Source organism: Anabaena sp. FACHB-83, assembly GCF_014697485.1.
GTDB lineage: Bacteria > Cyanobacteriota > Cyanobacteriia > Cyanobacteriales > Nostocaceae > Nostoc_B.
Genome location: NZ_JACJRY010000009.1, coordinates 161718 through 186328 on the forward strand (window position 1 = coordinate 161718; position 24611 = coordinate 186328).

13 protein-coding genes are annotated in these 24611 nt (G+C 40.3%); 6 read left to right on the top strand and 7 right to left on the bottom strand.

Features of this window, described 5'->3' with window-relative positions; translation table 11 throughout:
* Positions 1 to 110: 110 nt before the first annotated feature.
* Positions 111 to 1757, top strand: coding sequence for a radical SAM protein (locus H6G79_RS37645; protein ID WP_313933912.1), 1647 nt, complete (start codon positions 111 to 113; stop codon positions 1755 to 1757).
* Positions 1758 to 1907: 150 nt separating this feature from the next.
* Here H6G79_RS37645 and H6G79_RS13775 read toward each other — a convergent pair whose 3' ends face one another.
* From H6G79_RS13775 to H6G79_RS13785, 3 genes are all read right to left on the bottom strand, one after another.
* Complete coding sequence (locus H6G79_RS13775; RefSeq protein ID WP_190589457.1) at positions 1908 to 2834, bottom strand: serine protease; 927 nt, start codon at positions 2832 to 2834, stop codon at positions 1908 to 1910.
* Between the two features lie 109 nt (positions 2835 to 2943).
* Positions 2944 to 5568, bottom strand: coding sequence for a CHAT domain-containing tetratricopeptide repeat protein (locus tag H6G79_RS13780; RefSeq protein ID WP_190589458.1), 2625 nt, complete (start codon positions 5566 to 5568; stop codon positions 2944 to 2946).
* Positions 5569 to 6054: 486 nt separating this feature from the next.
* Entirely contained in the window at positions 6055 to 6237 is a 183-nt protein-coding gene (locus H6G79_RS13785) for a hypothetical protein (RefSeq protein WP_190589459.1), read from the bottom strand.
* A gap of 512 nt (positions 6238 to 6749) precedes the next feature.
* Here H6G79_RS13785 and H6G79_RS13790 point away from each other — a divergent pair.
* Complete coding sequence (locus H6G79_RS13790) at positions 6750 to 7046, top strand: hypothetical protein (protein WP_190589460.1); 297 nt, start codon at positions 6750 to 6752, stop codon at positions 7044 to 7046.
* Between the two features lie 277 nt (positions 7047 to 7323).
* On the opposite strand, the gene H6G79_RS13795 is transcribed toward H6G79_RS13790, so the two are convergent.
* The 3 genes from H6G79_RS13795 to H6G79_RS13805 form a co-directional block, all read right to left on the bottom strand.
* Positions 7324 to 8718 (bottom strand): TldD/PmbA family protein, encoded by a 1395-nt coding sequence (locus tag H6G79_RS13795; protein ID WP_190589461.1) that lies wholly within the window; start codon positions 8716 to 8718, stop codon positions 7324 to 7326.
* A gap of 144 nt (positions 8719 to 8862) precedes the next feature.
* Positions 8863 to 9900, bottom strand: coding sequence for a PleD family two-component system response regulator (locus H6G79_RS13800; protein WP_190589462.1), 1038 nt, complete (start codon positions 9898 to 9900; stop codon positions 8863 to 8865).
* 170 nt (positions 9901 to 10070) lie between these two features.
* On the bottom strand, positions 10071 to 15482 hold the full coding sequence (locus H6G79_RS13805; protein WP_190589463.1) for an ATP-binding sensor histidine kinase: 5412 nt from the start codon (positions 15480 to 15482) through the stop codon (positions 10071 to 10073).
* A gap of 399 nt (positions 15483 to 15881) precedes the next feature.
* Between H6G79_RS13805 and nifJ the strand changes: the two genes are divergently transcribed.
* The 3 genes from nifJ (at position 15882) to H6G79_RS13820 (ending at position 22086) form a co-directional block, all read left to right on the top strand.
* The gene (gene nifJ / locus H6G79_RS13810; RefSeq protein WP_190589464.1) at positions 15882 to 19490 is read left to right on the top strand and encodes a pyruvate:ferredoxin (flavodoxin) oxidoreductase; all 3609 of its coding nucleotides are present in this window, start codon (positions 15882 to 15884) and stop codon (positions 19488 to 19490) included.
* A gap of 221 nt (positions 19491 to 19711) precedes the next feature.
* On the top strand, positions 19712 to 20743 hold the full coding sequence (locus H6G79_RS13815; protein WP_190589465.1) for a dihydroorotate dehydrogenase-like protein: 1032 nt from the start codon (positions 19712 to 19714) through the stop codon (positions 20741 to 20743).
* Positions 20744 to 21006: 263 nt separating this feature from the next.
* Positions 21007 to 22086, top strand: coding sequence for an ATP-dependent 6-phosphofructokinase (locus tag H6G79_RS13820; protein WP_190589466.1), 1080 nt, complete (start codon positions 21007 to 21009; stop codon positions 22084 to 22086).
* Between the two features lie 204 nt (positions 22087 to 22290).
* On the opposite strand, the gene H6G79_RS13825 is transcribed toward H6G79_RS13820, so the two are convergent.
* The gene (locus tag H6G79_RS13825) at positions 22291 to 23418 is read right to left on the bottom strand and encodes a hypothetical protein (RefSeq protein WP_190589467.1); all 1128 of its coding nucleotides are present in this window, start codon (positions 23416 to 23418) and stop codon (positions 22291 to 22293) included.
* An 823-nt stretch (positions 23419 to 24241) separates the two neighbouring features.
* On the opposite strand from H6G79_RS13825, the gene cutA reads away from it, so the two are divergent.
* Complete coding sequence (cutA, locus tag H6G79_RS13830; RefSeq protein WP_190589468.1) at positions 24242 to 24562, top strand: divalent-cation tolerance protein CutA; 321 nt, start codon at positions 24242 to 24244, stop codon at positions 24560 to 24562.
* The last annotated feature ends 49 nt before the right edge of the window (positions 24563 to 24611 follow it).

Genomic DNA, 24611 nt, shown 5'->3' on the forward strand with positions numbered 1-24611 from the left:
AGTCTCAAAAATTTGTTGGGTTTCTATGAACAGAATATAAATTATATCCAACAAACCTACTATAGCCAGGTGTCAACATCAACCAAAACTGTAGACTTAGGTATGTAATAGTGTTATCTCAAACTAAAACTAAACAAATATCGACTCTAATTAATTCTATCAAAATTGTATTAATTGGAGAGTTTCTCAAACACAGAAGCTTTAACGGTGCTAATAAAGCCTTGCCTGTTTTAGCTTCGAGTTTATTCAACGCTGGATTTAGGCAGGTTTTACAACTAGATTTAGAACGCCTTGATTTATCTATTGATGATGTTTTATCTGACATCAGAGATGCTGATTTGATTATATTTTCTGGTTGTCTAACAACACAATGGCCAGAAATTGACAATCATAGTAGTAAAATTTTCGCCGAACTGCAAAAATATGGTAGAGAAAATGTCCCAATTTTAGTTGGTGGCTATGCAACTAAAAGCGTTGAAGATATTGCCCGGATTACACCTTGGATAACAGCCTATTGTGATGGTGAAGGCGAAGAATCAATTATTGAAATTGCTTATGCAGTTGCTAGAGGCACTTTTTATCAGGAGATGCCAAAATTACCAGGGTTGTGTTTTATAACTCAGGAGGGAAAATTTCATCAAACTATTGCAACGAGAGTGAATAACTTTGATGATATTGACCAAAACTTTGGTTTAGTGCATGTACCCCAAGTACATGATATGGATATTTTTAAAGCTTCAGACGGTAGACAATTAAAAACCGCCCAACTTTTTACTCAGCGCGGCTGTCCTTGGGGATGTGGTTTTTGTAATAAAAGTAGTGAAAGTAATAATGTGATTAGGTTAAGTGAAACATCTTTTAAGAGACAATTACAACAATTAAAACAGCTTGGTTATGAAGCAGTTTATTTAGATGTTGATACTTTTACAGTCCATGATTATGCAGCCAGACGCGAAGCCGAAATTCTCCAAGAAGAAGGCTTTGTTTGGGGTTCTAATACACGCATCGATAAAATCAACTATGAACAGATGCGTTATTTAGTAGAACATAATTGTGTATATATGTTTTTCGGGGTTGAGCATACTTTACCAGAAGTTTCATTAGCTAATCATAAATTTAACGGTTCTGTTGCCAGTCAAATTAAACAAGCCTTTGATTATCCAGCTAAGATTGTCAGAGTTTTTCAAGAAATGAATCAAGCTGGTTTACCTAGTAGTTATTTTTTAATTTTAGGTTTACCAAAAGCTAAATTAAATTCTCATAAAACTGAGATTATTGGATATGAACCAACGACCTTTGAAGATGATATCAAGGCGATTCGCTTTGGTATTGAAAAGTGTAACCCAGATTTTTTGAATTTTAATGTGTTGCGATTTATGCCTGGGAGTATGGCGGCTGATACAGTTGGTGACTGTAGTTACGCCTGTGTGCGTCCGTCAGGAACAAAGCCAATTACTGCTGGATATTTTTTACCACGCGCCGTCAATTATTATGGCTATCCCCAATTTCAAGAACGCGGTGTGTATCGATTATGTGAATCGGTGAGTAGATATCAACCAATTACAACTGCGGTGAATCCTCAAAGAGTTTACGATACAATTTGCTATGCAATGGAGTTAATTAATCATAAAATTGACGCAGGTGGTAAAGCGACGAAATTGTTTATTGATCGAGATTTAATCGCATTAGGTTTAGTCACTCAAGATGAACAAGGAAAATATGCGATCGCACCTATAGAAGACTTTGCCAACATTTAAGGCTTGCCACGCCAGTAGGGTGTGTTACAGCTATACAAGGATTTTGGAACTTACGAAAGTAAATTAGCTGTAACGCACCATATTTCTCCGTGCGTTACGGCTTACGCCTAACACACGCTACGAATTTATTTCTCACTAGCCCCTAGCCTCTTATTTCTTCCCAAATAACCTATCTAAAAAGGATATATTCACAGCCAAATTAATAATCCCTTTACCAGTGCTACTATCTTTAATTTCCGCATTATTTAAAGCCACAATATAAGGTTCACCACCAATTGAGGCAATAATGGGGCCGCCAGATGAACCACCCGCAGTATCGCAGTCATGTAATAAGATACTGGACTGTTCATCTACAATACTGCAACCAGCTTGAAAACCTGCTGTCCATCCTTGTCCGGCTGTTAAACCCCAAAACTTTTCTGTTTCTGCTTGGGGATAATCACCAGAATATCCGACAAAAAAGAATTTTTTCTCATTGCGAATTAAAGTTGTAGAAGGTAACGACTTCCAACCTAGATAACCATATTTACGCCCCAGAGGTCTATCAATTTTTATTACCGCCCAATCATTAGCCGCAGCATTTTGATCTTGAAAGTGTGTACCCGCTAGATACTGCACTGCATAAGCTCTATCTTGATATCGACCATCAACTACATTGGGTAGAAAAGCAACTCTATCTGCTACATTGCCAGTTTTGGGATCAACTACACAATGAGCATTGGTTAATACAATATCTTCATCAATTAAAGTTCCTGTACAGGTGTAAGTTTGCGAATTTGATTCACCCACAATTCGACCAACAGTAGACCAAGGATAATTATTGCTTAACATCGGCAGGCGATCGTCTCTGCCTATCGTCCCTCGTGTTCCTTTTTTAATAGGTTTATTTGATTGTTCTAATTCTGATGGTTTAAAAGGTTTGCCATTATTTTGTAATTCTAATTGACCTACTTTTTTTAACGTCGGGGCTGTGGTTGTTACTGGTTGTTTTTTCACCTGTGCTTCCACAGAAAACCAAACACCCAAAGTCATGAGACCAACAACACCAGAGATAAATAAAATAGATTTGTTATTCATGACATCAAACTCCTTTATTTATGAACACTAATACCATTTCTCAATGAGAATCAGCTTAAACACTTCTCTGCGTCTCTGCGTCTCTGCGTCTCTGCGTGAAACTTCCTCCTCATCGCCACTCACCCTGAACTGTGAAAGCCCCCCAATAGTACGGATAACGCCAATCGGGGTTTTGCAACATAGCGATTTGCGCCGCACGTAAGGCGGCATTCGGTGACTTTTTCCCTTGCAACATTTGTTGATAAAACTCCTTCATTAGTTCTGGTGTCGCTTCATCACTCACTTGCCACAACGACAAGGCCACACTGGCGGAACCTGCATACATTAATCCTCTTGTCAACCCTATCAAGCCCTCGCCTTTGATATCTGCACCTAGACCAGTTTCACAGGCACTTAATACCACTAATTGAGCAGGTAAATTCAGGTTGAAAATATCACTCAGGCGCAAATAACCAGGAATAGATTGACCTTGCTTGTTAACTAAAGACAGCACAATTCCTGATAACTCTGGGTTGGTGGGGTCGGCAAAGCCATGTGTTGCCAAATGCACAAAGCGATATTGTGCAAGTTGTTTGCTGGTTGCCCAGTTGTAATTAGCATCGAAGTTAACAGCTAATAGGCGGCTGTCTGATGGTGCTAACGGTAAAATTGCCTCTGCTTCCTTGAGCGTACCGGGAAGCGCATCCCACCACTGACTGCGGTTGATATTGCGTGCGGCGCGTTTTAGGGCAGACTGTTCTAATTGACCGCGAATGTCTAAGTCTGATGTAACTCCTGCTGGTTTACCTGTTACCCGTTCATCTTCGGCACTGAAAACGGGGTTAGCCAGAACCGCTAAAGTTTTGGGTGCTAATTGCCTTTGACGCAGTTTTTGCCTGTGGGTAGCAATAGCAGTCATGGAAGGCAAGTTGACAATTTCATGTTTGAGGATGAGGGGTTGGTAATCTTTTTGGTTGGTGGCGGGTGTGTTGGGTGCAACTAAGACGGCGAAGGGAATATCTTGTAATGCGCCATCGCCAACGATAACTAAGCGTTTATCACCTAATTTTTCAGCCACAGGTGCAAGAATTAGTTGACTGAGTTGGGTTGCTGCTTGGAAGAATTTAGCTTGTTGTTTAGAAGAGAGGCTTTGACAGTCGCGGTTTTGACAAAATAATAGGGGTTCTTTATAGTTCTTGACGGCTTGGGCTATTTTGTCGCGCCCTGGTAGTTCGTAGCTGTTGAGAGAAGTGGGTGTGACAGCCCACAGATAACTGCGTTCTTTACCGATGGAGTATTGCAATAAGAGTGTATCTTTATCGAGTTGTTGCTGAATTTGTGGCAAGGTGAGGGGTTGGGGATATTTCAAGGCGGCATATTCTGGGTTAGTCGCCCGAATTTTGTTTGTGAGTTCTTGCTGTTGTTTGAGGATGTCTTCGATTTCTTTTTTGGTGGCGGCGATGAGTTCTGCTGCTGGTTGGGATTGACTGGCAAATTGTGATAGTTGTTTTTCTTTGGCTTCTCGGAGCAGTTGCAGACGTTTTTCCTCGGCTGCTAATTCCGGGGTAATATTTTTGCGGATATCAATATTGGCTTCTGTTAAGAGTTCTATTAAACCTCTAGCGCGGGAACGTTCGCTGATGTGCAGTGCTTGGGCGGCATAACCTTTGCTTGGTTCTTGTTTGTGCAACTGCATTAGTAGGTCAATATAAAACTGATAATAGTCTTGTACTGTGGCGAAATAAGAAGTACGTAATTCTTTACTGTCGATTTTGGTGCGTAATTCTTCAACAATTTTGACTGCTGCTGCAATTTGGGTAAGCGCGGTTTGCAAGTTGCCTTTGTCTCGTTCTAAGTAAGCAATGTTGTAGAGAGTAAGAGCTTCCCCCGCGCGATCGCCCACAGCACGTCTGATAATCAGAGATTGGTTGTAATATGACAGTGCTTGCTGCTTTTCTCCTAAATCGTTGTAGACTTTACCAATGTTATTGAGGGTTCTGGCTTCTCCAACGTGATCGCCCACTTCACGTAATAGGGGTAGAGCTTTGTTGAAAAATGACAGTGCTTTGTCCTGTTCTCGTAAATCGTCGTAGACTGCACCAATGTTATTGAGAGTAGTGGCTTCCCTTGCGCGATCGCCTACTACACGATACAGGGGTAGAGCTTTGTTGTAATATGACAGTGCTTGCTGCTCTTCTCCTAAATTGTCGTAGACTAGACCAATGTTATTGAGAGTAGTGGCTTCCCCTCTGCGATCGCCTACTACACGATACAGGGGTAGAGCTTTGTTGTAATATGACAGTGCTTGCTGTTTTTCTCCTAAATCATCGTAGACTAGACCAATGTTATTGAGAGTAGTGGCTTCCCCCCTGCGATCGCCTACTGCACGATATAGGGGCAGAGCTTGGTTATAATATGACAGTGCTTGCTGCTTTTCTCCTAAATCATCGTAGACACGACCAATTGCAAGTAGAGTAAAAGCTTCGTTAGATTTATCGCCAAGTTTCTGCCACAGGGGTAAGGCAATTTGCCATTTTTCAAGTGCTTGTTGTAAGCTTTCGGCCGTCCCTTGCTTGTATAACTCAAATCCTTCAAGCAATGCTTGTTCTGCTGCGGTGCGGGTTGCGTCTGGTTGGGTTGGTTGTTGTGCTATCTGCAAGGTTTGAGTTTTTGATGTGGCACTGACTGTATCTGATAACAGCAGCGAACTCAGCAATAAAGGTAAAAGAAGATAGTGGGGAAAAGGATTGTTCATAGTTTTTTGTATATTGGGTGTCGGTTTGCTTGAGGAACAAAACCCGACATCTTAGAGACTATGGCGTACATATAAATCTAGGTTGAGTGCATCTATCCCGCCTCGGAATCAATTCCGAGTCTCATAGCGCAAGTCCTCTTGGGAGGACTCAAGCAGAAGTTCATTTCAGTCCACTTGAGTGGACTTTGGCTATTAGGCTGGAACTTTTGTTATAGGCGGGATAGGGTTTGATACCAGGACTTACCCATCAAAATTTTCTATGGAAATTGGGTTTAGGGGTGAAAGGGGGCAGAGTATAAGGGCTAATGACAATTTTTGATTTGTCATCAGCGAGATTGCGGAAAATCTTTTGTTATTTTACTAATTTGCTTAGGTATTACTGTTGCTGTTACATTTTTTGTAACGCTTATTTTTGTATAAGCTAGGGGCTAGAGAGTATACCATTTCACTTTAAATATGATACATATCGGTAAGCAGTGCCTCGACTTACCTCGACTCCGTTCGGTAAAAGTCGCTCGGCGATCGGAAGCAGAGGAGCCAGTGGCGTGGTGAGGCAGTGCGTTGGGCGGCTTTGCCGACTCCCTCACTGCCGAAAGTATCTCCCGACTCGAAGCACTCTGGCGTGTGCAGAGGAAGTGTATCAGTAATTTCGGGAATTGGTATTAACAATTCGCTGAGTGGCCACTGAAATAATTTAAAATTTTATATTTTTGATAAAAATTCATCCAAATGACACTCGGATGTCATCTTGAATACACATATTTATATATAATCGAAAGTCAAGTAATCAAGACTTATATCTTCAAGTGTTCTTAATTGAAATTTTAGTAAATAGGATGTGAACACTACCTTTTATACTTCTATAATTTGTGTACTAACCTATCTTTGAGGAGTCTACTACAAGAAACTGAATCATTGATAGATATTATAGTTAGCATCAACAGTAACACGGATATTATCTTTAGCTAAAAATTAAACAATTAAAATTCAGAATTAAGTCTACAAAAAACTTGCCTCGATTCGGAATCCTGCTTATAAAATGATGAAACGGTTACTGATTCGACCTGTTGGTTCATCTACATAAACAGTTATTTATCAGGAGATAGAGGTTATCTTCTGGTTTTCACTATTTGTTATTGCTCAAGATATATCGGTTTCGTAATTTTGGTATGAAAAAAGCTATGACTTTAAGTTTTAATTTTTTTAATTGGTTGCCATTATCAGTTATGTCAATTAATGAACCAAAGCAAAAATGTAGAACACATGATTACAGTCAATTTATCCCAGGTAAAGATTACGTATTTGAGTTGCTCAGTTGTGGTTTAGAAGGCAGAATGACAGCCATCGGTCAAGGCATTCTGCCATTTGATTACATTCTTTTACGGTGTGATTCTGAATTATTACGATATCAAGTTGTAGAAATAGATTACTATGCTGACCCGCCAGATATGTGGATGGCTTCGCTCAAGAAATCATAGATATAGCGTTTTCCGATTGAGTGCAGTACAAGTTGATAGTGGCTAGAGGCTAGGGGCTGGAGGCTAGATATAGCGGTTCTTACTTGCTTGTAATACAGTCGGAACCCCACCCCGCATTTGCTTAAGCAAACGCTCCCCTCCCCGCAAGCGGGGAGGGGTTGGGGGTGGGGTTGAAATGTACCTCATCCCACCGATAACCGCTATAAATTTACCTTATTGGGATGGAAAATTTTATGATTGGTAATTCATCATTACAAATTACCAATTACGAGTTTAATTAAGCTTCTCCGCCTACAACGACATCTTTAATGCGGAGGCTGGGGCCACCACAGCCTACAGGTAAACCGTTTTGTCCTCCTTTACCGCAGCCACCAGACTCATCCCAGTAGAAATCATCGCCAATTGCTTCAATATCAGCTAGGGTTTGGAAAACATTACCCGACAGTGTGACATCTCTGACAGGTTCGGCAATTTTACCGTTTCTAATCATCCATGCTTCCCCGGCGCTAAAGGTGAACATTTCACCATTAGTCATCCCGCCGAGCCAGTTACGGGCGTAGACTCCTTCTTTGATATCGGTAAATAAATCGGCGACTGGCGTTTTTCCTGGTTCTATCCAGGTATTAGTCATGCGGACAATGGGACTGAAGTGATAATTGAGACAACGTGCGTTACCAGTGGGGGCTTCGTCTAATTTGCCGGCGGTTTCTCGTGAGTGCAACCTTCCCACTAAAACCCCATCTTGGATAAGTTGAGTGGTGGTGGCGGGTGTACCTTCATCATCATAAAAATAACTACCACGGTGTCCGGTTGGGGCTGCACCATCAAAAATTTGTAGTTCTTCTGGCCCAAACCGCCGCCCGATGGTCATAACTTCGAGTAAGTCGGGGTTTTCGTAAGCCATATCGGCTTCGGAAAGATGACCAAAGGCTTCATGAACAAATAAACCTGTGAGGATGGGGTCAATAACTACGGTGTAGGTATTACCTTTAACTGGTGGGAGAGATAAAGCTGCAACTGCTCTTTGTGCGGCACTTTTGACTTGTTCATCTAAATTGATTAAATCTTCGTAGGCTTTGCGAGAACCTGTTGTTTCTCTTCCGGTTTGGACTGTTTCGCCGTTTCTGGCTGTGGCGGCGAAGCGCATTTCCATATCTACCCAAGATTGGTCAATGAGTGTACCTTCTGAGGTCGCAATGATGATTCTTTGGGCGCTATCACCGTAGCGAACGGAGGTTGTAGTAATTTGAGGGTCAACACTTTTTAATAGTTGAGTGTAGCGATCGCACAATTGTTTTTTCTGCGATAAGCTAATTTTACGCGGATCTGTACCCATCAAAGGTAATTGACAGACTGCTTGCACTGGGTCAATGGGAGCTAGTAGAGTTTCTTCATCACCTACCATGCGAGCAGCTGCGATCGCTTCCTCAATTCGTTCTTTAATAGTAGAAAGCTGGTTAAAACTGCTCAAACCCCAGCCACCTTTATAACAAGCGCGAATATGTCCACCAATAGAAATACCTTCACTAAGGGTTTCTACTTTGTCGCCACGCAACAAGATATCAGTCCCTTCTGCTTCCTCTAGGCGAATCATCAAATAATCTACACGGGATGAGTAGCGGGAGATGAGGTCAGCAACTAAATTTTGTGCGTCAGCAAGTGTAGTTGGCATTTGTTGGTAGTCACCACAACGAACTACATTTATTGTGCAGTATCTTGTAGGAGAGAGGGGGGAAAGTTTTTTGGTATGCGGCTTTGTTCTTGAATTGCATTGAAAAAAGACTAATTATGAATAATCTGCTGGAAAAGTAAAATTTTAGACCATCATCTTGACATTTGAAACAATGCGATTGCGTCCGGCTTCTTTTGCTTGGTAAAGTGCCTTATCTGCATCAATAATTAAATCGAGAGCTGACGCACCCCAAGTTGGCACTACAGTTGCTACGCCTAAGCTTAAAGTCACGTACTGATTCACTAAAGAACCATCATGAATAATTTGTAAATTTCTGATTTCTGATTGAATTAAATGAGCAATATGAACAGCACCAGCCGCATGGGTATTGGGCATAATGACGGCAAATTCTTCGCCGCCATAACGAGCCACTAAATCTTGATATTTTTGAACTGTCGAGTTTAAGGCATTACCTACTTTTTTTAAACAAACATCTCCCATCGGATGACCATATTGGTCGTTATATAATTTAAAAAAGTCAATGTCACAAAGAATCAGCGATAAAGGTAAAGCTTGCTGGGCTAAATTAATCCACTGGGTATTGAGATAATCATCAAAGCGACGACGATTAGCCAAGCCAGTTAAACTATCTTCGTTTGCTAGTTCTTGCAAGGCTTTATTGGCTGCTTCTAATTGTTTATAAACTTGTGCTTGTTTGAGTAATTGGCGCAACTGCCGACGTAAAACTGTTAGTTGAATTGGTTTTGTAATAAAGTTGATTGCACCTACATCAAAAGCACGATTAATAGAATCTTCGTCATCTAAATTCGTAATCATGACTATTGGCGTATGTTTCCAAAGTTTAGAAATCAAGAGTTCATGTATTTCCAACTCTGAATTAAACTTTGTCATTGCTGATTTTAAATTATCTCTGTTAATTTGTAATAATTCCTGACAACAGGTAAAACCATCCATTACAGGCATGATAGCATCTAGCAAAATGATATCGGGCTTCACAGTTTCATAAGCATCTAAACACTGTTTACCATTAGCAACTTCAACTACTTGGTAGCCTTCATTTTCCATAATTCGCCGCAATGTCATACGGATGACGGGATCATCATCAGCTACGAGAATGACGGGAGACTTTTTGGTAAGAGAAAGTGAACTAATACTTTTCATGAGCCGAGTTCTACAAGTTGTGTTTATCTAGTATGGCTGTGTGGGGTTGCGTCTGGCAAAATATGACAACTGAAGAAAATATGAGCAGTTGGCAATACGGTTAAAGGTGTTTAAATTATTCCCAAAATACACAACAAACTTGATATGGAATGATGGGAATTTTGCGGAATTTAAGCAATAGGGAGGACAATTTCAAATACTGTTTCTGTGTTTGGCTGAGAACGCACAGTTAAAGTACCCTTATGTTGTTGAATAATTGAATAACTCACAGATAATCCCAAACCTTTTCCTTGTCCCACGGATTTGGTTGTAAAAAAGGGTTCAAAAATCCGGTTGTGGAGACTCTCAGGGATAAAACTGTGTGTATTTGCGATCGCAATTTTTAACTTTGCATTTTCAATTACTTCAGTAAAAATACGAATTTGGGGTTGTTCACTGTTTTGGGGATGCGCTCGAATTGCATCAATCGCATTGTTAATAATATTCAGAAAGACTTGATTTAATTGACTGGGATAGCAAGTTACTAAAGGTAGATTGCCATAGTTCTTAATCACCTGTATTTCGGGGGAATTTGCGGATTTTTGTAAGCGATGCTGCACAAGTAATAATGTGCTTTCAATTCCACTGTGTAAGTCTACAGCCTTAATTTCTGCCTCATCTAGCCGCGAAAAGTTACGTAAACTCAAAACAATTTGACTAATGCGATCGCTACCTGCTTTCATGGATTCTAAGGTTTGATTAGCATCTGCTAATAAAAAATCAAGCTCAATTTCTGTTTCCATAGCTTGAATAGCAGAATTAGGTTGGGGATATTCCTGCTGATAAAGGTTTAGCAATCGCATCATATCTTGAATGTAATTTTTTGTATGATTAAGATTGCCCTGAATAAAAGTTACTGGATTGTTAATTTCATGAGCAATTCCCGCTACCATTTGCCCAAGAGATGACATTTTTTCGCTATGAATTAATAGTGCTTGAGTTTGTTGTAATTGGGTTAAAGTTTGTTCTAAATCTTCAGCTTTTTGTTTGAGGGCTTGAGTTTGACGTTCTACTTCTACTTCTAAGGTATAAGCATAGTTTTCTGCTTGTTGATATAAACGAGCATTTTCTACAGAAATAGCTGCTTGTCTAGTGAGAAGCTGGAGAGTTTCGATGCGTTCGCTTGTAAAAGCTCCGATAGTTAAGTTATTTTCTAAATACAAAATCCCGACAAGTTTGCCTTGACGACTAATGGGAGTACATAAAACTGATTTAGGCTGATGAGTAATGATATATTTATCTTTGGCAAATTGTAGTGAATCACTCAGGTTTTCAAATACAGTCGTTTGTTGAGTGCGTGCTACGGCATAAATCAAACTATGGGGAATATTTTGGGATTCTTCTAAAGGAACTTCTAAAGTTGTTACTTGCTCAGTATTGGCTTTAGCTACTACTACTAATTGTTCATTTTGCAGCAAAAATAAATAACCAACTTGTGCGCCTGCATTAGCTATGGCAATCTGCATTAAAGTTGCCAATAATTTTTCTAATTCAATTTCTTGTGAAATAGCTTGTGCGGCTTTCATAACTGCTGGTAAATCTAACCAAAAGTCTTTACCAGTAGTCTTACTAGAGATATGTTGAGTTATACTTGCTTCAGAGTTAATGCCTTGTTTTGTGGGTTTGATAATAGCTGCAAGTAGTTGCGGATATTGTTGTTCTAAATGGGTGATTTTAGCTGCTGCACCCCAAAGAGTATAGCAGTGATAAGCTTGCTCCATATAGACTTGAGCCAGTTTTACTTTACCCCAGTTCAGATAAAATTTGGCTGTCAGTTCGTTGGCTAAGGCTTCTTCTTGGATGTAACCATGAGCTTGAGCCTGAGAAATGGCGCGATCATAGTATTCTATAGCCTCATAGTGTTTTCCTAATACTCGATGAATTTCTGCTTCTACTAAATGAAACTTATGCAGGTAATTCATCGGAGCATGTTCCGCCCATTTTTTCAGTAACTGTTGATTATTGATAACCTTATCAAAATCAACAGTTTTAATCTCTGCATCGGGACTAGAATATAATGATAGTAAACTCAAAGATTGATAGAAATTCTTCAAAGGCAGAACCAATAATCCTGCTACACCTTGCTCATATTCTTCAAATTTATTCGCATACTCTTCTGCACGTTTAGGTTCATTAAATAAATACAACAGTAAAAGTTTGGCTAAATAAACATAGCAAATTCCACATACATTACAACTTTGAATTAAAGATGGGAGAGTTACAAGTTCATTGAAGCTAGAACCAATGAGCATTGTAGGATTTTCCGCTTTACCCCGCAGATTATTGACTGTTTGTCGCCATGTATTTACCCAAATTACAGAGGCTTCTTGTTTAATTTCCTGAACTAATTTACAGTATTTATCTGCTTCAGCTTCAGTAATTTCGAGATTTTCTCCTGTCCAAAATAAAAATTGACAATAGCTATTAGCGCAATAACCAACATATTCTAAATCGCCATGTTCTAACCCACTAGTTAGACCAGATAAAAATACTGGGAGTACAGAACGAATAGAATCTTGCCAATGTTTAATAAATAAGGCAAAAGTAAAATTAACTTTACTAGTTAATTCTTTAGCTTGTAATTTTTCTAAAACAATAGTTGCCAGTTTACCAAATTCATAGCCGCGTGCTATTTCTCCTGTAGCACATAAAAATAAGCCATAAAGACTATAGGCGATCGCAGCTTGAGGAGAGTTACCATATTGAATGCAGATTTTCACCATTGTGAATATTTTTAAAGGTAACAATTCTGGTTTAGCTAAATATACCGATGCAAATAAACCCGCCAGAATTCGCATTGCTGCTGATTGATATAATTCATTTAGCAGTGGTAAATCAGCTAGGGTTGCTATTGGGCGATCGCCTAAAATAATTTTGAGTTTTTGATGTTGATTGTTCATAGTTTCAACATCACATTGTTCTGGGAAATCTATACCCAGTAAATTCAAAGCTTCTCTACCTGTATCTATTGCATCTAGAAGTTGATTTTGGGATGTGTATGATTGAATTTGAATTTCATAGACCTTGATTTTGTCTAATGAGTGACGAGCCGATAATAGGGTTTGGTCAATTAAATATTTTGATTTGGCAAAATTAGTATTTAAATATTCTGCTTCTGCTAAAGATTCATACAGTTTCAAAGTCAACTCATACTGACTTTGCCAGCTATCTGGATTTAGAAGTGCAACACCAGTGTTTAAATAATTGACAGATGCGGAGTAAGCTGTAGCAGCTTTCGCTTTATTCCCAGCTTGTAGATTTAACTGTGCTAACTGTTCTTTTTGGTGAATATCTTGAATTAATGCTATCCCAATATTTAGCTGATTTACAATATCAAATATCCGGTTTTCTAATTCTGGTACTGCTAAATTACTCAAAAGTAATTGACCAATATTGAGGTGAGTAGCTTGTTTTTGTGATTCAGGAATGAGGGAATAAGCAGCTTGTTGGACGCGATCATGTAGAAAGCGGTAAACGACCTTTTCGATATTGCCAATATTTTTTTCAGCTACATCATAATTAAGATAGAATTTGTACATTTGGCTATGTGGCAGAATCAATCCTTCTTGTAAAGCTTTCCATAAAGCTGTTGCTGTATTGTCTGGTGATTGTTGATAAATAATCGCTAAAGTTGTTAAATCAAAAGAATTACCAATACAAGCGGCTAACTTGAGTACTTCTTGGGTTTCACTAGGTAATTTCTGTAACTGAGTCGCCATAAATTCTACGACATCATCAGTTAGAGATAAGGTATTGATTTGGGCAATATCACATTCCCAATAGCCTTGTTGACGATTAAATATAATCTTGCCGGTTTCGTGTAATGCTTTGAGAAACTGGGTAATGAAAAATGGATTTCCTTGAGTTTTGCGAGTAATTAATTCTGTCAGAGGGTGCGATCGCTCGGTTGTACAATGCAATGTATCGGCAACTAATTGATTCATATCACCGAAAGCAAGGGGCGACAGAATAATTGTATTCACAGTTTTTTGAGCTTTCTTCAGTTCATCTACCATCAACATAAATGGATGTGTAGGTGAAACTTCATTGTCTCGATAAGCTCCCAATAAAAGTAAATAACTGTTATCCTGCATCAGCAGGTTAATCAATTGTAAGGAAGCGGAATCTGACCACTGTAAATCATCGAGAAAAATAACTAATGGATGTGCTTTGCTTGTAAAGACAGCAATAAAATTTGAAAATAATAAATTAAAGCGATTTTGTGCCGCATTTCCTGACACTTCTGGCACAGTAGGTTGTTTACCAATAATTAATTCTAGTTCAGGAATTACCTCAATTAACACTTGTCCATTATCACCTAACGCCGCCAAAATTTTAGTTTTCCAAGTTTGCAACTGTGCCTCAGTTTCTGACAACAAATGTCCCATTAAATCCCGGAATGCTTGTACAAATGCTGATAGGGGAATGTTCCGGTTAAATTGGTCAAATTTACCTTTAATAAAATATCCTTGCTGACGAGTAATTGATTTGTGGATTTCATTGACGACAGCAGTTTTACCAATTCCCGAAAACCCAGCCACCAACATCATTTCGGAACTACCATTAGTGACGCGCTCAAAAGCTTGTAATAGGATGCTGACTTCAGATTCTCGGCCATAAAGTTTTTCAGGAATCAAGAAGCGATCGCAAGTATCCCGCTTTCCTATGGCAAAATTTCTAATTTCGCCTGTCTCTTGGAGTTGAGCTAAACAAATTTCTAAATCATATCTTAATCCCAAAGCACTTTGATATCTATCTTCGGCATTTTTCGCCATTAATTTCAGCACAATATCTGAAATTATCTGTGGGATTTCTTTATTGTTCCCTATTGCTGTTGGCATTTTTGCCAGATGACAATGCACCAACTCCATTGGATCAGCAGAGATAAATGGTAATTCTCCGGTTAGTAACTCATAAAACGTCACACCTAAAGAATAAAAATCACTACGATAATCTATCCCTCGATTCATTCTTCCTGTTTGTTCAGGAGAGATATAAGCAAGTGTACCTTCTAAAATATTAGGACTTTTTATTTCTTGAGTTTCTTTGGGTAAAAGAGAGGCAATACTAAAATCTATTAATCTAACTTTTTTAGTTTGGGGATGAATTAAGATATTGACTGGTTTAATATCTTTATGAATCACACGATTTTGGTGTAAATCTTGCAAAATCTGGGTTAATTGAATAGCGATCGCTAAAAAATCAACGAGTGATAATGGCGTATTTTCAACATATTCTTTTAAAGAAATTTCTCCAGCATCTTCCATCACCAAAATATAACCATTGTTATATGCTTCTAACCCTAAAGGACGAATAATCCCAGGAATATTGAGATTTTTGCTAATGGTATATTGGTTACGAAATTGCAATAATTCATTGAAGTTGGGAGATTCAGAGGTCAGCAGTTTAATGACGACTGGGAGATTTTCTTTCTCTCGGATAGCTCGATAAACTTGGGTTTTAGAACCTGCATAAAGCTGAGAGCTAATTTGATATCCAGGAATCACGGGAGTAGCACTAGCCGCCATCTCTACTGACCTCATGGTATAATTTATATTGATAAAGCTAGTATTCCCAAGAAATAACTGAGTGTTCACAAACAGATAAAATTAGTCAAAATATATATAAATATTGGATTTTGACTATAACCGCATCATAAGCTGTTGCTCAACAGTTGAATCACTTAGTCTTATTTATGACTTAATCTATGTGGTTTCAGCTAAGAATCCTTCCTTGTATATTGTCCTCACAAGTTCCTCAAGTTTTTACTTTAACTTCAACTTAGAAACAGCAAAGTCTAGAAGCAAGAGAGGCTAGTACAACAAGGCAAAAGGAAAAAGAAATAATAACGATACCACAAGCCTTTTAACTTTTGACTTTTAACTTTTGACTTCCGTGTAGCGATACTAGCCTCTTTTATCAAACCAGGGGAACGGAGCAGAATGAACAACAGAACCTTTGCAACCATTGATGGTAACGAAGCTGTTGCCCAAGTTATCTATAAACTGAATGAAGTTATCGCCATTTATCCCATTACGCCTTCGTCACCGATGGCTGAATGGGCGGATGCTTGGGCGAGTGAAAGTAAACCAAATATTTGGGGAACTGTACCAACAGTAGTGCAGATGCAGAGTGAAGGCGGCGTAGCGGGTGCTGTACATGGTGCTTTGCAAACAGGTTCTTTAACAACCACATTCACCGCATCCCAGGGATTATTGTTGATGATCCCGAATATGTACAAAATCGCGGGAGAACTCACACCTACAGTATTTCATATTGCGGCGCGATCGCTCGCCGCCCAAGGTCTATCGATTTTTGGCGATCATAGTGATGTGATGGCTTGTCGTGGGACTGGTTTTGCGATGTTATGCGCCGCCTCTGTGCAAGAAGCCCATGATTTTGCTTTAATTTCTACCAGAGCAAGTTTAGAATCTCGCCTTCCTTTTTTACATTTCTTTGATGGTTTTCGTACATCCCACGAAGTTGATAAATTAGAACTTTTAGATGAAGAAGATTTACGCGCTTTTATACCCAATGAATTAGTATTTGCTCATCGTTCCCGCGCCTTAACTCCCGATAAACCAGTGTTACGGGGTACAGCCCAAAACCCTGATGTTTATTTTCAAGCCAGAGAAACAGTTAATTCTTACTATGATGCTTGTTCTGAAATCACCCAAAAAATTATGGATGAGTTCGCCCAAATGACAGGGCGACAATATCAATTATTTGAATATTATGGCGACCCCAGCGCCGAGAGAATTATCGTGATTATGGGTTCTGGTTGCGAAGCCGTCCAAGAAACCGTAGATTATCTCAACGCCCGTGGTGAAAAAGTTGGTGTAGTTAAAGTACGGCTATATCGTCCCTTTGATAGTCAAAGATTTATCGCCGCTTTACCCGCCACTACTCGCACTATCGCAGTTTTAGACCGCAGTAAAGAACCAGGCTCATCGGGCGAACCGTTGTATTTGGATGTTGTTACAGCTATAACTGAACACGTACTCAGCACTCAGCACTCACACTTCGACTTACCTCGACTTCGCTCGGTACAAGTCGCTCAGTGTACAACACTCAGCACTCCTAAAGTTGTTGGCGGAAGATATGGTTTATCTTCCAAAGAATTTACACCAGCGATGATTAAAGCGGTGTTTGATAATTTGGCACAGACTACACCTAAAAATCATTTCACAATTGGCATTAATGATGATGTCACTCACACCAGCTTAGATTATGACCCCGATTTCAACATCGAACCTGATAATATAGTCCGGGCAATTTTCTATGGCTTGGGTTCCGATGGGACTGTGGGTGCAAATAAAAACTCCATCAAAATTATTGGCGAGGAAACTGATAATTACGCCCAAGGTTATTTTGTCTACGACTCGAAAAAATCTGGTTCAGTGACGGTTTCACATCTCCGCTTCGGTTCTCAACCTATTCACTCTACTTATTTAATTAGCCAAGCCAACTTTGTCGCCTGTCACCAATGGGGATTTTTAGAACAGTTTGAGATGTTGACGCATATTATCCCTGGTGGAATTTTCTTATTAAATAGTCCTTACAACTTAGAAGATGTTTGGCAGAAATTACCCAGATTAGTCCAAACACAAATTATTGAAAAGCAACTCAAATTTTATGTAATTAACGCTTATAAAGTTGCCCGCGAAGCTGGGATGGGTGGCAGAATAAATACGGTAATGCAAGTATGCTTTTTTGCATTGTCTGGTGTGTTGCCACGAGAAGATGCGATCGCCCAAATCAAACAATCAATTATCAAATCCTACGGCAAAAAGGGTAATGAAATTGTGCAAATGAACCTCAACGCCGTAGACCGTACCTTAGAGAACCTCCACGAAGTCCCAGTTCCCCAAGGTGTAGATAGTCACATCGAACTGCGCCCACCTGTACCCGATACTGCACCAGCTTTTGTGCGGGAAGTGTTGGGTAAAATGATTGCTAAATGTGGCGATGATTTACCTGTAAGTGCATTACCTGTGGATGGAACTTACCCCACCGGCACAGCCAAATGGGAAAAACGCAACATTACCCAAGAAATTCCTGTGTGGGATGCAGATGTCTGCGTGCAGTGTGGTAAATGTGTGATGGTATGTCCTCACAGTGTGATTCGCAGTAAGGTTTATGAACCCCAAGAACTGGAAAATGCACCGCCGACTTTTAAGAGTAGCAATGCCAAAGACCATGATTGGCACGGGTTAAAATATACCATCCAAGTAGCAGCAGAAGATTGTACAGGGTGCGGTATTTGCGTCGATGTGTGTCCCGCGAAGAATAAAAGCGAAACACGCAAAAAAGCCATCAATATGGAACCACAACCCCCATTGCGAGAAGCTGAACGGCAAAATTGGGATTTCTTTTTGAATCTTCCCAACCCTGATAGACGCAACTTAAAGCTAAATCATATCAACCAACAGCAAATGCAAGAACCGCTATTTGAATTTTCTGGTGCTTGCGGCGGTTGTGGGGAAACTCCCTATATTAAATTAGCAACACAGTTGTTTGGCGATCGCATGATTGTTGCTAACGCCACTGGTTGTTCTTCGATTTACGGCGGTAACTTACCTACCACACCTTGGACACAAAACGCCGCAGGACGCGGCCCGGCTTGGTCTAACAGTCTATTTGAAGATAACGCCGAATTTGGGTTAGGTTTTCGCATTTCCATTGATAAACAAGCCGAATTCGCTGCTGAATTGCTGACTTTACTTGCACCAGTGGTAGGCGAGGAACTTGCAAATAGTATTCTCAACGCAGTGCAGAAAGATGAAGCTGATATTTGCGAACAACGCGATCGCATTGCTATCCTCAAGCAAAAGCTAGAAATTATAAATCATCCCAAAGCCAAGGAACTGCTGAGTATTACCGACTACCTCGTGAAAAAGAGCGTCTGGATGATTGGCGGTGATGGTTGGGCGTATGATATCGGCTTTGGCGGACTAGATCACGTCTTCGCCAGTGGTCGGAATGTGAATATTTTAGTGCTTGATACAGAGGTATATTCCAACACAGGCGGGCAGATGTCCAAATCTACCCCGAAAGCCGCCGTCGCCAAATTTGCGGCTGGTGGTAAACCTGCACCCAAAAAAGACTTAGGCTTAATCGCCATGACTTACGGTAACGTCTACGTTGCGAGTGTGGCGATGGGTGCGAGAGATGAACATACACTCAAAGCATTTTTAGAAGCCGAGGCTTATCCTGGAACATCATTGATTATCGCCTACAGTCATTGCATTGCTCACGGCATAGATTTGAGTCAAGGTATGCAAAATCAAAAAGCCGCAGTAGATTCTGGTAGATGGCTACTGTATAGGTATAACCCCGAACTCCGCAACCTCAGCGAAAATCCCCTACAAATAGACTCGCGCACACCAAAACTACCGATAGAACAATCGATGTATTTAGAAAACCGCTTCAAAATGCTGACCAAAATTAACCCCGCAGCAGCCAAGCAGTTACTCCAAGAAGCCCAAGCCGATGTTCATACGCGATGGCAAACCTATCAACAGTTGAAAAGTATGAAGTATGAAGTGTGAAGTCTGAAATTTCATACTCCCTAGCCTCTAGTAGTGTACCAACCCAAAATTGCTACGTGGAGGTAAGCAAGGGAGCAAGGGAGCAGGGGAGCAGGGGAGAAACTTGCAGTAAGTCTTTCCCCACTGCCCCTCTGCCCCTCTGCTCCTCTGCTGACCACAACGCAAAGTTTCCTTGGCAGACTACTAGCCTCTAGCCTCTAACCTCTAACCCCTTAAATAATATGGATATAACTACAACATACATGGGGTTGCAACTGCGATCGCCCCTTGTCCCCTCATCGTCTCCCCTAACAGAAAATGTTGATAACATTCAACGGATGGAAGATGCTGGTGCTGGTGCAGTGGTAATGCACTCACTGTTTGAAGAACAGTTAATCTTAGAAAGCTACGAACTGCACCATCACTTAACTTATGGGACAGAAAGTTTTGCCGAATCTCTCACTTATTTTCCTGAACCAGAAAGATTTCGCATCGGCCCAGACGAGTATTTAGAACTAATTCACAAAGCTAAGGAAAAAGTCGATATCCCGATTATTGGCAGTTTGAATGGTTCTTCTTTAGATGGCTGGACTGACTACGCTAGGCTTTTAGAACAAGCAGGTATTTCCGCACTAGAATTAAATACTTACTACGTCCAAACTGACACGGAACTTCCAGGGGAAGATATCGAGGAAAGTTACGTCAATATGGTGCGTAACGTCAAAGCCTCTGTGAATGTTCCCGTTGCAGTCAAGCTGAGTCCCTATTTTACCAATATGGCCAATTTCGCCCAGCGTTTAGATCATGCTGGGGCCGATGCTTTGGTATTGTTCAACCGCTTTTATCAACCAGATATCAACCTCGAAACCTTGGAAGTCGAACCAAACGTATTGTTAAGCACTCCCCACGATATCCGCTTACCTCTGCGTTGGATTGCTATTCTCTACGATCGCATCCATGCCGACTTAGCCGCAACTAGTGGTATTCATAACGCTCACGATGTCTTAAAAATGCTAATGGTTGGCGCAAATATTACTATGTTGTGTTCTGTACTGCTGCGTCAAGGTATTAATCACATCCGTTGCATCGAGGAGGAAATGCGCCAATGGATGGAAAAACACGAATACGAATCAGTCCGACAGTTGCAAGGTAGCATGAGTCAGAAAAATTGCCCAAATCCCAGCGCCTTTGAACGCGCCCAATATATGAAGGCCTTGCGGACTTATAAACCTGAATGGGGGCGGATTTATGAACCATCTTATTATCATGGCTAAAGCCGGGAGTTGGGAGTTGGGAGTGGGGAGTGGGGTGAAGAACTGATATAAATAGGACTTACGCAAAATATCTCTCAAACTCTCATTTCTCCGTGAACTCTGCGCCTCTGTGGTGCCGCTTGCGCGTAAGTCCTGATACACTCATAAACCTTATGAATCCCTGACATTCTTAGGTGTTGTTGCTATTGAAGAATTTATTCCCTACTTTCCACTCTCTACTCCCTAAATCTTCATTTATCCCCTACTCACTACTCCCTACTTTTATGAAAAAACGTATTGGTATTCTTACTAGTGGTGGCGACTGTCCGGGTTTGAATTGTGTGATTCGTGCAGTTGTGAGTCATGCCACACTCACATACGATTGGGAAGTTGTTGGTATTCCTTACGCTACACAAGGTTTATTAGAGCGACAAGCGATCGCACTCAGTGTTCACGGTTGGGATTTGCGCGGTATTGATCCCCTGTTGAATATGGGCGGTACTATTCTCGGCACAATCAATAAAGGTGATACCCTAGCCCGTGCTAGTGAGATGATTGCTGGTTATGCCGAGTTAAAATTAGATGCTTTAATTGCTATTGGTGGTGATGGCAGTATGAATATCATCCATCAACTAGCTATTCTTGGCAATTGGAATTTAATTACGATTCCCAAAACCATAGACAATGACGTTGCTTTAACAGAAAGAGCGATCGGATTTGATACTGCTGTCAATACAATTGTTGATGCTCTCAATCGTCTCACATTTACCGCCGCCAGCCATGATCGCGTCATGATTGTCGAAGTGATGGGGCGCAACGCCGGACATTTAGCTTTACATTCCGGTATTGCCGGCGGCGCAGATGTCATATTAATCCCCGAATTAACATACACAATTCCCGGTTTATGTCAACATATTGACGAACTGCGAAATACTTGGCGGCGGAAATTTGCCATTGTTGTTGTTGCGGAAGGTATTTCACCCTGCGTAGCCGATTTTGGTAACAGTTGCAGTTTAGAACTCAATAGCAAATCCCCATCATTAAAATGTGGTATGGGACAATACATTGCAGACCAAATCGCTCAATGTACTAACCATGAAGTAGATACACGAGTTTCAGTTTTAGGACATATTCAACGCGGTGGAATTCCTTCTGCCTTAGACAGACTCACAGCTACAGTCTTTGGCAAAGCTGCTGTAGATTTAATTGCTCAAGAAAAATACGACCGGATGGTAGCTTGGCAAAATGGCCAAGTCGTCTCTGTCCCCATTGCTGATGTAGTCGCTAAAAGCCCATCACCCGTAGACCCCGGCAGTTATTTGATACACAGCGCCCGTGCTTTAGGGACGTATGTAGGTGAGTAATGAGTGCTGAGTGCTGAGTGCTGAGTTATGAGTGCTGAGTGCTGAGTGCTGAGTGCTGAGTGCTGAGTTATGAGTGCTGAGTTATGAGTGCTGAGTAAAAGATTCTCTCCCTACTCCCTACTCCCTACTCCCTACTCCCTACTCCCTACTCCCGGTTGGTGAGCGTACTTGTACTGAGCGCAGCCGAAGTAGCCGAACCACTCCCTACTCCCGACAAAAACTAAACGTCTGTGTTGGTAAGTTCCAACTAGCAAATATCCCATTTCCCAAGGGTAAGCCATCAGGGTTAAATCTGAGGGCGTGTCCTGGCGCGTTGGGGTTTTCGACTACCGCTAGAGAAGATTTGCCTTGTCCTGTCCAATAGATTTTGCCGTCAGGTGCTAACCTCGGCCCGGAATAGCCAGTTGTATCGCCAATAGGTAAAATATCAATTTCGGTTTCAATCTCAGTCACTAAGTCGATTTGATGTGGTGTGGCGTTCCAACCTTCTAAAGTCTGGTGTTTCCACTGTCCAAACTCCCAATCACCTCTAGAGTAATACAACTTTGTACTATCAGGGGAGAAGGCGCAAGAATAACCAGCCGAACCGCGAATTAAAAAATCGCTGTGGCTAATTGTACCTGTAGTCCGGTCAACTTTGGCGATCGCAATTCCTAACCCTGCCACACCCAAAGCAACTTTCTGCCAATTGGGACTGAAAATAATCGAACCTTTATGAACTTTTTTACCAACTAAGGGATTCAACCGATTTTCGGGAAAATCAATTGGTGAAGCTACATATTTACTATTGATGCCATTTTTATCTACTAGGTAGGCACGCACCTCTGTTCTGCCATTAAAAATTATCAGCCAAAAAGCTTCGCCATTGCTATGGGGTACAACACCCAATGCTTCCCCAGGGTTATCTTGTTTACCTGTCAATTTCCGGTTCAGTAAAATTACTGAACCATTCATACCTTGAGATAAATCCGCAATCGAGTAATATATCTCTTGGTTGTTATTGGTAAAGATGTAAAATCTGTCAGGATGACTACCAGGCGCAGGTACAATTGCTACTGCTTGTGTCGCCGACCAACTTTTTGCACCCCAAACTCCGTTATCTAATATTTCATGAGTTTGTCCGTGGAAAATGAATTGACCATCACTGTATAACCGAAGTTTACCTGTTATTGGGTCGGTGTAGCTGGCAGTTGCTTCAAAGCCTGAACTCTGTCCTACTTGATGAAGAATTTTTGGGCGATCGCTACCAAAGTCAATTAAGACTTTTTTCCTCACTCCTGTATACCAAAATCTATCGGGGACAGCAAGTTTTGTAATCGGTAGTGCATTCATGGCGAGTTTTCTTGAGCAATTAATTGTCTAATTTAGCTGTCAAGACTATTAAAAATACCACCTACTAATATCTTGATTTGTAATTAAATTTATGCTTGTTTTAGTATTAATGTTGAGTCATTAATTTGATTTATATAAGACTCATATTTAATTTGAGAACACATCAGTACACCCACAAAAGGCTTCTTTCCTACTTCCCAATGCCCACCTGCTAAAACGGAAGAAACTTCCGCAACACAGTGGTTCTTAGCTATTCCCTACTCTCTGACTAAACAAATAGATTCGGAAAATAAACCGGATTTCTGTATGTGATTGTGATTCCAATTATGTTGTACTTACGTACATAATATTGGAAAATTTAGCAATCTTTTTCGGACAGGTATACTGATGAATTAATTTATTTTTAATAATTGCTAAAAAACAATCATCAAGTCAGGACATTGATATCTGCTTGACTTTATAAAATTAACATACAGTATCATAAATTTTTGTATCTTCATACACAAAATTTCTATTTCTTGGTGATGCTACTTAAATATTTCTACTGAAAAATTAATATTTATTAATCGGTCATAAGTCATAAACTTATGAACTTCCTGGTTGAAAATTTAGCTCTGGAAATATGTATAAATTTATAGAAATAATTTACTACTTTAGATAGAAGACAGGATGAAAACATACAATTAAGGATTTAATCACAAGTATTTGGTAGCTGACGTAAAAAATCAGAAAATGTTGCCGTAGTTGATTTATGCGCTCATTTAGTTCAAATTTAATTGAGATAAATCTCTTACTCAGTTCTAAAATTTAATGGGAATGTTCAATGAAGCTCTACTACGTCACATTGAATAATACAGATGAAGCGCGACAAATTGGACGCTCATTACTCGAACATAAGTTAGCAGTTTGCGTGAATTGGTTTCCGATTACCTGCGCTTATAGCTGGGAAGGGGAAATTACTGAAGAACCAGAAGTAGTACTGATAGTGAAAACTCAAGATGGTTATGGTGCAGAAATTGAAAAGTTAATCCGCCAGCACATCAGCTACACTAACTTTGTTGCAGAGATTTCACCCACAATGGTGAATGCAGGGTTTCTTAATTGGTTAAATGCCGAAGTTGATGAGAAAGGGGTTAGAGGTTAGTATTTTTACTGGGTTTAATTGCTAAAAACTTGACTAGTTAAATTTTTAA

Coding starts and splice junctions, on each gene's coding strand:
- H6G79_RS13780 (WP_190589458.1), bottom strand. CDS start 5,568: ATGAACAATCCTTTTCCCCACTATCTTCTTTTACCTTTATTGCTGAGT.
- H6G79_RS13825 (WP_190589467.1), bottom strand. CDS start 23,418: ATGAATGCACTACCGATTACAAAACTTGCTGTCCCCGATAGATTTTGG.
- nifJ (WP_190589464.1), top strand. CDS start 15,882: ATGAACAACAGAACCTTTGCAACCATTGATGGTAACGAAGCTGTTGCC.
- H6G79_RS13790 (WP_190589460.1), top strand. CDS start 6,750: ATGACTTTAAGTTTTAATTTTTTTAATTGGTTGCCATTATCAGTTATG.
- cutA (WP_190589468.1), top strand. CDS start 24,242: ATGAAGCTCTACTACGTCACATTGAATAATACAGATGAAGCGCGACAA.
- H6G79_RS13775 (WP_190589457.1), bottom strand. CDS start 2,834: ATGAATAACAAATCTATTTTATTTATCTCTGGTGTTGTTGGTCTCATG.
- H6G79_RS13820 (WP_190589466.1), top strand. CDS start 21,007: ATGAAAAAACGTATTGGTATTCTTACTAGTGGTGGCGACTGTCCGGGT.
- H6G79_RS13795 (WP_190589461.1), bottom strand. CDS start 8,718: ATGCCAACTACACTTGCTGACGCACAAAATTTAGTTGCTGACCTCATC.
- H6G79_RS13805 (WP_190589463.1), bottom strand. CDS start 15,482: ATGAGGTCAGTAGAGATGGCGGCTAGTGCTACTCCCGTGATTCCTGGA.
- H6G79_RS13800 (WP_190589462.1), bottom strand. CDS start 9,900: ATGAAAAGTATTAGTTCACTTTCTCTTACCAAAAAGTCTCCCGTCATT.
- H6G79_RS13815 (WP_190589465.1), top strand. CDS start 19,712: ATGGATATAACTACAACATACATGGGGTTGCAACTGCGATCGCCCCTT.